The organism is Calothrix sp. NIES-2098, assembly GCF_963875125.1.
GTDB lineage: Bacteria > Cyanobacteriota > Cyanobacteriia > Cyanobacteriales > Nostocaceae > Aulosira.
The window spans coordinates 264,061-276,989 of sequence record NZ_CAWNKJ010000001.1 but is presented as its reverse complement, the minus strand read 5'-3'; the positions used below and the strand labels follow the sequence as shown (position 1 = coordinate 276,989).

Here is a 12,929-nt window from a genome sequence, read left to right as displayed (position 1 = left end):
TTTGATAAATTGCTTCTGGTAAAATCCTTCTTAAATCTTTTAGGTTTAACTGCCAAGTGTTAAAAAGTCTTGGATAAAAACCTAAAAGATTTATCAAAAATGATGCTACAAACTTACTCGTTTAGTTTTACTTAATTGAAAAAGGCTCTCGATAATATGAACAAAAAATTTCTGTTGCATTTGCTCTCCACCCCAACAGTATTTACATCTATGCTGTCTATGGTGATGCTGACACAGCCTGCTCATGCATCTCTGCGCTCAACTGAAGTAATTTATACTCCAGATGGTCGTGCTTGCGTACATTCTCCACACGGCGCGTATCCCACACCTTTAGTCTGTATTCGGCGGAGCAAGAGTACTCCTATTGCTTCTAATTCAACACAAGTTGTTGCCTCAAATCAAGGCACACCCAGCGATCCTGCCAAACTAGAATTTACTGATGAAGAAAGTAATGCTGCCATCCAATTATTTGGTTGCGATTGCCCGGCTTGCGTTAGCGCTTTACGCAATTTGCGAGGACTACCAGGATTACCAGTCTAGATTTGTATAAAGAATATTTTTAGATTAACTAACACATCTATTACCTAAAAATAGAAGGCAAAATCAAAATAATATCTTTTGATTTTTGCCTTTTTTTGTATTTTAGTTTTTCTTAAATTTACATTTTTTGCTATTATTGCCACACCATTAGGGTGTGTTCCTCGTAACCCAATTTACTTAAGATCTTAGTCAGCAAAGAACGCAAAGTTTCAATAGTCGTAACGATAGGTTGCGTAAAACGTCAAGTCTGGTAGTTGATAATTTTATCCCGATTTTCTGCCACTCCAGAAATTATGACTAAAATTTGGGTAAGCTACAGGCGACGTTATAGATTAAATAATGTATCTGCAATGCCGGACTTGTACTAGCTCGGCCTCAAAAGCAAAGGTTTGGAGATGTTTACTCTATCGGAAACTTCTATCGTTGCAACAATTGTGCTGGTAGCTTTTGCCATTTTGGGCTGGGGCTTTTATCGCGCCAGACCTTTTGGTAAACTGGGAGTCTTGGCCTGGTTACAGTCGGTGGTGTTGATGGCTCCTTGGCTGTTGTTCTTTGGTTTGTTTGCAGCCGGAATTTACATCAACATAGTGGGTATATTGTTTTTAGTAGTAGCATCCGCTGGCTTATATATATTCTTAGGCAAGCAGCTACGCTCCGCTGGACAAGATGCGCTACTCAAGCAAAAAGCAACCCAAAGGCTGGCTGCTAATGCTTCAACTGAACTAAATACCGCACCAGATGCTAATGCTTCCACAGGAGTGGCAGAGCAAAAAATTGCGGTAATGTCGATTCCAGAAGATGATTTGAATGCCATTAAAGGTATTTTTGGAATTGACACATTTTTTACTACAGAAACGATACCCTACCAAGAAGGCGTAATTTTTAAAGGCAATCTGCGGGGAGAAGCGCAGGAAGTTCACACTCGTTTGAGTGCAAGTTTACAGGAACGTCTGAGCGATCGCTATCGTTTATTCTTAGTAGAGAATACAGACGGTAAACCTGTAGTAATTGTCCTACCGAGTCGCAATGACCCGCGCCCCATGTCGTTACCCCAAAAAGCATTTGCGGGTATCCTACTCATCGCCACGATTGCTACGAGTTTAGAAGCTGCGGGGTTACTGCTGAGTTTTGATTTATTTGCCCAACCACAAAGGTTGGCAGAAACTTTGCCTATCGGTTTGGGGATATTGACGATTTTGGTAGCACATGAAATCGGTCATTGGTTACTGGCTAAACGTCACCAAGTTCGTCTGAGCTGGCCTTTCTTCCTACCTGCTGTGCAAATTGGTTCTTTTGGTGCTATTACTCGCTTTGAGTCATTATTGCCTAACCGCACCGTACTATTTGATATAGCTTTGGCAGGGCCGGCGGCTGGCGGTATAGTTTCTTTATTGATGCTGATTGTGGGTTTGTTGCTTTCTCATCCAGGCAGTTTATTTCAAATCCCAAATCAGTTTTTCCAAGGATCGATTTTGGTCGGTAGCTTGGCGCGAGTTGTTCTCGGTTCCGCCTTACAGTCACCTTTAGTCAATGTTCATCCCCTAGTAGTGATTGGTTGGCTGGGGTTAGTAATTACTGCCTTGAATTTAATGCCAGCCGGACAATTAGATGGTGGTCGGATTGTGCAAGCGATTTATGGACGCAAAACCGCAGGCAGAGCAACCTTTGCCACTTTAATTTTGCTGGGTATTGTATCCCTAGCTAATCCTTTAGCTATGTACTGGGCAATTTTGATTCTGTTTTTACAACGGGACTTAGAACGCCCTAGCTTGAATGAAATTACTGAACCGGATGATGCTAGGGCTGGTTTAGGTCTTTTAGCACTCTTTTTAACGATCGCTACTCTCCTACCTTTAACTCCCGCTTTGGCTGGGCGTTTGGGAATCGGCGGGTAAGAGTAAGGGAGTGTGGGGAGTGTGGGAAGTGTGGGGAGAAAGGAGACAAGGAGGAATCATTGTTAATTTGCTCCCCTACCCTACCCTGCGGGAACCCTCTTCGAGGGAACGGGAACAACTTCGTCGAACGAGTTCGCCAGTCCCCCATCGTGACGGAGACCGCTCGCCGAAGGATGCCCGAAGGGCTGTAGACGGGGGCTGGTCTCACCTGCTCCCTGCCCCTCTGCTTCCCTAAGGTTTCCAGCCTGTTAATAAATTTGGATACGCGGTGCGTATGGGGAAGATTTGCTGAAAGCTGGTTTGACGGTCTAAGGGTTTTTCTTTGCTAAGGTTCCATAGAGTTTCGTAGAAAAAGAACGCTACTCCGGCAAAATTGCGATCGCGTACTTTTTGCACTTGTGTTTGAATTTGTTGCATGGGTATAGATTTGCCTTTTAGCCCGGATAAAATGCCAATACTTACAGGAATATGGCTCTTTGCGGCTTTCACTTCTGGGTACTCTAATTCGCTGAGAAAAACGCTCAGGTCATCGCGATAGATCTGCAAAACTAAGTCTTCTACCAGTCCCATACGTTCCCATTTTTGCCAATCTGCTAAAAAGAAATCGTAGGAAAAACGTTGAGGATTAGGTGCAACGGATACAATACAGTCTTTTTTCACAGCTTTGATAGCTGTAAATACCCGCTTCATGTAGTCAGTAATTTTATTTGCTCTCCAAGCCACCCACTCTGGATCTTTAAAGTTAGCAGAAGGTGCACGACCGCCATGTTCTTTTCTATAGAGCGCTACTGTGTAAGGATCGTAGCCTAATTCTGAGGGTAAACCAAAATGGTCATCAAATTGAATACCGTCGATATTATAGTTTTTAACAATTTCAACTATTAAATCTTGGATAAATTTTTGGACATCTGGGCGAAAGGGACTCAGCCACACTCGGTCATGTGTACCTTCTTTGACAATTCGCGTACCGTTACTACGATTAGTTAGCCATTGGGGATGACGTTTAGCTAATTGGGAATCAGCAGGAGCCATAAAGCCAAATTCAAACCAAGGAATAACTGTTAAACCTTTTTTATGCCCTTCGTCGACAACTTCTTTGAGCATATCTCGTCCTTGCAGTCCGGGTGTGGGGTCGAGCGATCGCCCAATTTCTTTGGCTGCAACTTTGCTAGGATACAGAGTATAGCCCCAATTCCAAACTGTGGGATATACAGTATTAAAGTTAAGTTCGCTCAATCGTTGTAAAGATTGTTTAAGACGATTCTGCTCAAATAGCATATCGCTATCAATATTTGTTAACCATACACCTCTTAATTCCGATACAGGCGATCGCAAAGGTGGATTTTGTGCGTTTAAAGGTAATGAAAACATCACAGTAGCTATCAAGCTCAAGGCAACCATCATTGCAAAGAATGCCCGCTTTCTGCTCTGGTAAAAATTCCATCTCAAAAAAGTCACGTCACTTCGCTCCGAATTCAAAACTCAAAATTAATCATCTCCATCAGTGATGCTGTTAGCAAATTAGCAAAGGGTGTGACCCCTCGCTGACCCGAAAGACCGACTAGCTTTTTCATCATTTGTTACAAGCATCGTTAAATATGAATCTTGACTGATATAGCCAGACAGAAGTTGCATTATCGCCTGCTGGCTAAACATTTATACCGATTTTTGTTATTAATTTACGTTGATAATGTTAATTTAGGAATATAGCCTTTCCTTATTCCCAAACTTCCCATCACTTAATAATCAGCAGCTAATCTTCTAAACCTAAATATTAGGTACACGCAACTCAACAAATTTGTAAATTTCACTTGTTTGTTATTTGGATTACACTGCCTACTATCTATATTCTCGGAAATGCGGGGTCAAACACTGCATCCTCAATTATTAAATCATGCGTAAGATTACTGTAGGTCATCAAATAAAGTGTTATCAAATTTTACCCAAAAATACTTTGGATAACGAGTTGATGAACGAATTAAACTGAAAAGGCTAAGGTACTTTTAAAGACCAAAGGCAGGACTCTATAATGATCAGCAGCTTAAACAATTCACAAGACGGTATGGGGAATACCGTTGCAGCCACCAAACGACTCGCAAGAGCGATGATGGTCTCTGCTGGTGCATTTTCATTAATTTTGGCATCTTGTAACTCTGCTAATAGGCAACAGCAGGTACTGAATCTGCTAACAGAATTCTCATCAGTGCATATCCAAGAGATTGTGCTACCCCCTGGGACTGAAACCCTGTATACAACCATCTCAACTACAGTTGGTGTTGACCAACCTGATGTTTTGATGATCAGAGGTTTAGAATCTGTAATCGATATCAACGAACTCATCATTAGTACCAATTTGATGCGCGATGAGTTCCGCAAACAGTTCCATTGCCCTTTAGTATTGTGGGTAAATGATGAAATTCTTCGCAAGCTAGTTTGGCTAGCACCCGATCTAAAAGATTGGGCAGCTAGTACTATTAGATTTGATTTGCCAAATCAGTCGATTGAACAGCAGGCTCTCAGTGCTTGAGACTATTGCCCATAGCGATATAAATGCCTTGTTTGCACCAGTTTTCAAAGGTTGGAAAACTTATACTCCTAGATTTGATGCACCAAACGATCGATAAACATTCAGTGCTTAATACTATTTTGGATTTTCTGTTTTATAGAGGCTGAGGCTAATGGTAGGGTATACCTAAAGCCACTCAGCAAAGCTAATAGGTTGAAGTATTTCATCTTGTATCAATCTAGCTGTAAAGATTCAGGAACAAATAATAAACATATAGGCGTCTATCTTCACATCTGCATCAGAAGATTGACGCTTGTTTAATTTCAAGCTGTTTAACTTTAGGATTTTATACTCTTTGGTATTTATTTGCAGAGTAGCAATTATTTGACTAGTAACTAAACTATTACTATTAATATGAAAGGCTCTTTGGGTAATTATTCTACCAGCAATCAAGGACGGATTTTCACTGCCTTAGTTTTAACTGGCATTTTATCTGTTGGTAGTGGGTTAACATTAATCAAAAGCAGTAGTGCTGCTTCTCTTAGGCCTTCGCCAGAGACAACAAACGAAGTTCTGAAACAAAATTTTAAACAAAACCAATTACCACAATCTTTGAGAAATCGGGTTTTACAAGCTGCGTCTACACGTTTGCAGCAGCCAATTTCTCGGCTAAATATTATTCAAGCTCAACAACAAAATTGGGCAGATGGCTGTTTAGAATTAGGTAATGCTAATGAAAGTTGTCTGAGAGCAATAGTACCAGGTTGGCGAATAGTTGTGGGTGCAGTTGGACAAACCTTGGTTTATCACACCGATCAAACAGGTTCCGCAATCAGATTAAATGAAAGAGCTAACCAAACTAATAGTCAGACATTGCCTCAAAACGTTAGGGATGGAGTTTTACGTCAAGCTTCCCAAGTTTCAGGATTACCAATTAGCACCCTAAATATCGTTGCATTTAAACAGAAAAAATTCGCCAGAGGTTGCGAAAGTTCCACTTTACCCAATGCTTGCGACCAAATATTAGTACAGGGTTGGGAAGTATTTGTGAGAGCGACTAATAGGATTAGTCCTTGGGTTTTTCTCAGTGATGAAAGTGGTTCTCAAATCCAGCTTGCTAATAGTGACAGACCTAATCGTAACCCTAGCAATCTTAGACCAGTTCCAATTCCTAGTAATGAATTACCGCCATCTTTAGATCGAAATGTGGTGTTTCGGCAAATATCTAGTGGTGGCTTGGCTGGGACTACTTATGAAACTGTTCTACTCAATGATGGCAGCTTGATTCGAGTTAAAGTTGGCGATGCTAACGATTCGGAAAGAAGAGTTTGGCAAGTTTCTCCCCAACAAGTCCAACAATTTCAACAATTGTTAGCCAGCACCAGATTTGCACAATTTAAGAATTTAAATTACCCAGCACCTAGGGGAGCAGCTGATTACATTACCTACACTCTCACCAGCCCAGAAGGTACAGTTAAGTACAACAATATTTCTCAAGCTCAACTACCAAGCAATTTGCGAACTGTAGTCAAAGCTTGGAACCGACTGCGTAGTAACCAAGTTTCTGATAGAAATACCACTGGTGCAGTACCCATTCCCGCAAATGAAATGCCATTACCTTTAGATAGAAATGTGGTATTTCGGCAGATTTCTAGTGGTGGCTTTATTGGCAGAACCTATGAAACTGTTTTACTTAATGATGGCACTTTGATTCGGGTGCGAGTTGGCGATGCTAATGATTCGGAACGGAGTGTTCGCCGGATTTCCCGCCAACAAGTGCAACAATTTGAGAGGTTAGTAGAGCGATCGCGATTTGGTGAATTCAAAAATTTGAGTTACCCAGCACCACAAGGCTCGGCTGATTATATTACCTACACTCTGACTAGCAAAGAGGGTACGGTGAGATATAACGATATTTCGCAAAATAAATTGCCGAAAAACTTACAGCAAGTTGTGCAAGCTTGGAATCAGATTGCCAGTACTGCTCAATAATATTTAAGAAAGGGCGCGGCGATCGCGCCCTAATGGCAAAGCGGAGATGGGAAACTCAATTAATTAGACAACAAAGTTGTTAGCGGTTAGGCTAGAGGCCTTGACATTTTCCAACAGCACAAACTTCTCAAAGCCACCAGCTTTTGCTTTTCCGTCGACATCAAGACGAACAACAGTATCGCTACCAAGTTGTTCAAACTTTAGGTAATCAGCGAATTTATTTGTGCCAGTGTAAGAAGGGCCTGCCAAAATCTTTTGCAGGTCGATTTTATCTTGATTAACGGCAAAATCAGTGATGGTATCTCCTCTATCTTGGAGTTTTTCATAAACGAAGGTATCGCTGTTACCACCACCAGTTAACTTATCTTTGCCTAACCCACCAATCAAGCGATCGTTACCATCGCCTCCATTCAGGGTATCTTTACCTCTACCACCCCACAATGTGTCATCACCTGCGCCGCCAGTGAGGATATCATTGCCATTCCTACCTTTGAGTTCTTTACCAGGGATAGGAGTAGTTGAAGGTGGAAGTTCAGAAACTGAACCCTTTACACCGGTTGGTATCTTGGTCGTGGGGTCGGTATCATTGCTGCCAAAGTCTTGAACCCAATATGGTCTATTATTCGGATTCTTGTTATCAAAACCTATACCAATTTGAGTAAATTTGGCATTGAGGATATTAGCTCTATGTCCTGGACTATTCATCCAAGCATCCACAACATCTTTTGGTGTTTTTTGACCAAAAGCGATGTTCTCTCCAATTATTTGAGCATCAAAGCCCACGGCGTTAGCTCTAGTTCTGGGAGTAGAACCATCTTTCCCTGTATGACTAAAATAGCTGTTCTGCGCCATAAATTCTGCATATCGGTCAGCAGCATAATTGAGTTCTGCATTAGCTTTGAGTGGCGCAAGTCCCTTCTCGGCGCGTTTTTGATTAGTGAGTTGCAGAACTTGCTGTTCAAATGTGCCAGTAGGCGTTGGGGTTGGTGTTGGGGTTGGGGTTGGGGTTGGGGTTGGTGTTGGGGTTGGGGTTGGGGTTGGTGTTGGGGTTGGTTGCGAACCTGAAGTGGGAATCTTAGTCGCTGGGTTGGTATCATTGCTGCCAAAGTCTTGAACCCAATACGGTCTATTATTCGGATTCTTGTTATCAAAACCTATACCAATTTGAGTATATTTGGCATTGAGGATATTAGCTCTATGTCCTGGGCTTTTCATCCAAGCATCCACAACATCTTTTGGTGTTTGTTGACCAAAAGCGATGTTCTCTCCAACTATTTGAGCATCAAAGCCCACGGCATTAACTCTAGTTCTGGGAGTAGAACCATCTTTTCCTGTATGGCTAAAATAGTTGTTCTGCGCCATAAATTCTGCATAGCTGTCAGCAGCATAATTGAGTTCTGCATTTGCTTGCAGTGGTTGAAGACCATTCTTAATTCGTTGTTGATTGGTTAAATCTAGAACCTGTTGTTCAAATGTCGGGGTAGTAGTTGTTGCCATCGATCCGTCCTCTTAAAGATTTCTTCACATGAACTCAGCAGCAAGAAAAATTCTGCTGCAACTTATTGGTAGAAGCAAACCTGGAGAGGGGTAAATAAAGAGTAGTTAGAGTAAAGCTGTCACAAGCTTATAAGTACTGTGAAGTCTTATGTTCGATACATCAAAGTTACGTATGAGAGAAATATTTCTCCTGATGATGCGACTTCCAGATTTAGGGGTTTTTATCTGCCTGAGCTTCTGGCAGTTGAATGACGACCCCGTAGATTAAAAGGAAAACGATGTAAGTAGTAATACATCAATCGCTTCCCCTCAGGATAAAAGATTCAGTAGCTTTTTTCACCCTTGCCTTGTGGCGGTCGATAAACCGTCACATAGCAGCCAAAATACAATTTATACCAAAATTATAAATTCTAATTTTCTGTATATATTGCCTCTTTATACTAATAAAAGTCTCTATTTATATGCAAAACAGAACTAATGATTTAATTTTTTAAAGTGTAAAATAATACTAAAATTTTATACAAAAATCAGTATTATCAATATTAACTAGTAACAAATTACTCTAAAAACCGGATATAATGTAAAGTTTTCGCGAAGTTGGCAAAAATTGAGGCGAAAAAATTTTACAAAGGCTTATTGAAAAAAATCCGGATACGCTAGAAAATGCCTGAACAGAAAATAGAGATAGGCTTTTTATTCCCTAGTCTCTTTCAACACTCTCACGGCGTGAGATGTACAGATTTCTGCCCAAATCTTAGAATGCCAAACGTGCTAGTCAGGAATTATGACGACACAAACATTACAAGTGGGTAACGAAATTCTTCAGGCAGAAAAATTACTGTCTTTGCTAAATCGTTATCAGTTGTTACCACAGGTATTACGTGCTAAAGCGATCGAAGAGGCGATCGCATCTTTTTCATGCACGGAAGCAGAACATCAAACAGCGATCGCCAAGTTTCGCGAACGTCACCAACTGACTTCACCAGAGTTAGAACAAGCATGGTTGCAAAAGAATCAGCTAACTCAAGAAACTATGCAGGAAATAGCCATCCGTCCTCTATTAATCCGAAAATTTCAGCTTGCAATCTGGGGCAATAAACTAGAGTCTTACTTTCTGCACCGCAAAGCAGATTTAGACCGGGTAATATATTCCATGATTCGTACCCAAGATGAAGGGTTAGCCCAAGAGCTATATTTTCGGATTGTAGAGGGAGAACATCCTTTTGCAACCATAGCGCAGCAATATTCCCAAGGTGGCGAAGCACAGACAGGTGGGGTAATTGGGCCTGTTCCTCTATCTCAACCACATCCGATAATTCAGCAAATTCTATATGTCAGTCAACCAGGTCAAATCTGGAAACCGCATTTAATAGCCGATTGGTATGTAATTATTCGCTTAGAGCAATTACTACCTGCTCAGTTAGATGAAAATATGCAGCAGTACTTGCTAGACGAACTTTTTGAAGCTTGGATACAAACACAAATTCAAACTCATTTACCATCTGCTAACCATTGTGTGGAGTATCTCTTGGCATGAAGCCAGCTATCACCCAGACCGAAATTTTAGCCTTCCTTATTGACACTCCCCCGTTTAATACACTGCCATTTAATACCTTAAAAAACATCGCCTTTAACTGCCAACTATTGCAATATCGCACCGGACAATGGATGTTGGTTAAAGAAAGAATGCCAGCACAAGTCATGGTGATTTATCAAGGACAGGCGCGGGTATTAGGTTACGACCAATGGACAAACTCACAAATTAGTTTGGCTGTAGTAGAAGAAGGAGAGTTTCTTGGTTGGTTGGGATTGTTGCGGGGATTCAGTTGCGAGGCTGTTATGGCCTCCACAGATGCGATCGCGATAACTCTAGAAGCCGCAGAATTTCTACAATTGATGGATACAGAACCAGAGTTTGCCGAAGCAGTGCGATCGCGTCCCCACATTAGCGAAGTTTTTGAACTCTTAAGTCTGGAAATTCAGCGTCATGCAGATGCAACCACCGATATTAAAGATTTAGCACGTGAAGTTTGGCAACAAACGCAGGTAGTAAATTTAGTTCCGGGGCCAGTTAATTCCCAGCAGTTTAACAAACGGCATTTGTGGCTAGTTAGTGCTGGCAGTATAGAGGGTATGACTGTTGGCTATAGATTAGCGTTGGATGGCTCTCAAGAGATTTGGGAAAATACAGCCGCAGTCCGATTAATTGGTATTCCCTGGCAGTCTCCTAATGAATATGGTGCTAGTTTAACTATTACTCCGGCTCCAGAATATCCCCCAGACCCCATTGTCGAAAATCTAGCACCAGCACAAACGATATTTGTATCGGGAAACGGAGTTATTGATGCTCCTTTAGCCTGTTTCCAGATGTTGAATCAGATATTGGGGGGTTCTTTCCGCCGCGATTTAATTCGCAAAGTCTTAACCAATCAACTAAAAACGCACAAGCAGATTTCCTTACCAGTGGCTGGTGCAGTTATCGAAATGATGGGTTTGCAAGCCCAGTTAGTTACAGTTCCGGCTCATGTAATTAATCGGTTGACTGCGCCAGCCTTGATTTATTGGCGAGACAATCTTGCTTTGCTATACAAAATTACCGAACGGGAATTGGTTGTTGCGGCTCCTGAAACAGGAGTATGCCAATATTCTCCTGCGGAATTTGCCCAAATTTGGGGAGAGTCTGGACAAGTATTGACGGTGGAAAAGGCAGAAGGCGATCGCCCCGAAAAATTTAGTCTGCGTTGGTTCCTACCTTCCATCTATAAATATCGTCTGGTGTTGGTTGAAGTCCTGGTGGCTTCCTTTTTTGTGCAGATATTTGGTTTGGCAAATCCGATCGTTACCCAAATCATCATCGACACTGTATTAATTCAGAAAAGTCTGGATACCCTCGATATTTTGGGCATTTTCTTGTTGGTAATTGGAGTGTTTGAGGCGGCTTTAACGAGCCTGCGGATTTATCTATTTGCCGACACTACCAACCGTATTGATATCCGTTTGGGTTCAGAAGTTATTGAGCATTTACTCAAATTACCTCTGAGTTATTTTGAACGTCGTCGCGTCGGAGAATTAGCAGGACGAATTAACGAACTAGAAAATATTCGTTCTTTTCTCACAGGAACAGCATTGACAGTGGTACTAGATGCTGTGTTCTCTGTGATTTATATCGGCATTATGCTGTTTTACAGCTGGATGCTCACCCTCGTTGCCTTAGCTACTGTGCCATTGTTTGCCATCTTGACAACCTTTGTGGTGCCGATTGTGCAGAGACAGTTACGCACAAAAGCCGAACGCCACGCCGATACTCAATCCTATTTAGTGGAGATTCTCACTGGCATTCAAACAGTCAAGGCACAGAATATTGAATTAAAATCTCGTTGGCAATGGCGCGATCGCTATACTCGTTACATCAGTGCTGGCTTTAAAAATGTCCTAACTTCCAGTACTGCTAATTCTATCAGTGGATTTTTAAATCAATTTTCGAGTTTTGTGTTGTTGTGGGTAGGCGCGCATTTAGTCATCTCCAATCAACTCACTTTAGGACAATTGATTGCCTTTCGGATCATTGCTGGTTATGTTACTAGTCCCTTGCTGCGGTTAATTCAACTATCACAGAATTTCCAAGAAGTAGCATTGTCTATCGAACGCCTTAGTGACATTTTAGATACAGCACCAGAAGTTCAGCCAAGCGATCGCAACAATATTGCACTACCAGAAATTGCAGGTGCAATTAAATACAATGGAGTTTCCTTTGGATTTAACCCAGAAGATAGTTTAAAACTGATCAATATCAATTTAGAAATTGCCCCAGGAACTTTTGTTGGTATTGTCGGTCAAAGCGGCTCTGGTAAAAGCACTTTGACAAAATTATTACCGCGTCTGTACGAACCTGTAGCCGGACACATCCAAATAGATGGTTATGATATAAGGAAAGTAGAGTTAAACTCCTTACGCCGCCAAATTGGGATAGTGTTACAAGATACCCTTTTATTTGAAGGGACAATTCAAGATAATATTGCTTTAATTCGTCCGGATGCCACTACCGAGGAAATCATCGCCGCCGCCAAAGTTGCAGCAGCGCACGATTTCATCATGGCCTTACCCAACGGCTACAACACCATTGTTGGGGAACGAGGTTCTGCCCTTTCTGGAGGACAACGCCAACGCATTGCGATCGCTCGTACCGTTTTGCAAAATCCTAGATTACTGATTCTTGATGAAGCTACTAGTGCTTTAGATTACGAATTAGAACAACAAGTCTGTCGCAATCTGATGGAGTTTTTTCAAGGTCGTACTGTTTTATTTATTACCCACCGACTCAACACTGTTAGAAATGCCGACACCATCATCATTATGGATCGGGGTGTAATTGCCGAGCAAGGAACCCACGCCGAACTCATGGCAATGAAAGGACGCTATTACTGTCTGTTTCAACAACAGGAATCACAGTTATGAATAACTGAGACGCAGAGACGCGGAGGACAACTGACGAAGGACAA

8 protein-coding genes are annotated in these 12,929 nt (G+C 41.7%); 6 read left to right on the top strand and 2 right to left on the bottom strand.

From position 1 onward, the window contains the following. Window positions 1-156: 156 nt before the first annotated feature. Together AACU33_RS01075 and AACU33_RS01070 are read left to right on the top strand one after the other, a co-directional pair. A complete protein-coding gene (locus tag AACU33_RS01075) occupies window positions 157-540 on the top strand; it encodes a hypothetical protein (RefSeq protein WP_096586647.1) in 384 nt (127 codons plus the stop codon). Window positions 541-935: 395 nt separating this feature from the next. Then, window positions 936-2,435 (top strand): site-2 protease family protein, encoded by a 1,500-nt coding sequence (locus tag AACU33_RS01070; RefSeq protein ID WP_096586646.1) that lies wholly within the window; start codon window positions 936-938, stop codon window positions 2,433-2,435. Window positions 2,436-2,666: 231 nt separating this feature from the next. On the opposite strand, the gene AACU33_RS01065 is transcribed toward AACU33_RS01070, so the two are convergent. Then, on the bottom strand, window positions 2,667-3,836 hold the full coding sequence (locus AACU33_RS01065) for a family 10 glycosylhydrolase (protein WP_096586645.1): 1,170 nt from the start codon (window positions 3,834-3,836) through the stop codon (window positions 2,667-2,669). 628 nt (window positions 3,837-4,464) lie between these two features. Between AACU33_RS01065 and AACU33_RS01060 the strand changes: the two genes are divergently transcribed. Then, window positions 4,465-4,962: a hypothetical protein gene (locus AACU33_RS01060; protein ID WP_339375682.1), complete on the top strand. Its 498-nt coding sequence runs from the start codon at window positions 4,465-4,467 to the stop codon at window positions 4,960-4,962. A 393-nt stretch (window positions 4,963-5,355) separates the two neighbouring features. Next, entirely contained in the window at window positions 5,356-6,933 is a 1,578-nt protein-coding gene (locus AACU33_RS01055) for a hypothetical protein (RefSeq protein ID WP_096586644.1), read from the top strand. Window positions 6,934-6,996: 63 nt separating this feature from the next. Here the strand turns inward: AACU33_RS01055 and AACU33_RS01050 are convergent, their stop codons facing one another. After that, complete coding sequence (locus AACU33_RS01050; protein ID WP_339375681.1) at window positions 6,997-8,430, bottom strand: CAP domain-containing protein; 1,434 nt, start codon at window positions 8,428-8,430, stop codon at window positions 6,997-6,999. A gap of 784 nt (window positions 8,431-9,214) precedes the next feature. Between AACU33_RS01050 and AACU33_RS01045 the strand changes: the two genes are divergently transcribed. Next, window positions 9,215-9,967: a peptidylprolyl isomerase gene (locus tag AACU33_RS01045; RefSeq protein ID WP_096586643.1), complete on the top strand. Its 753-nt coding sequence runs from the start codon at window positions 9,215-9,217 to the stop codon at window positions 9,965-9,967. Beyond that, window positions 9,964-12,885 (top strand): peptidase domain-containing ABC transporter, encoded by a 2,922-nt coding sequence (locus AACU33_RS01040; RefSeq protein WP_096586642.1) that lies wholly within the window; start codon window positions 9,964-9,966, stop codon window positions 12,883-12,885. The genes AACU33_RS01045 and AACU33_RS01040 overlap by 4 nt, the downstream gene beginning before the upstream one ends. The last annotated feature ends 44 nt before the right edge of the window (window positions 12,886-12,929 follow it).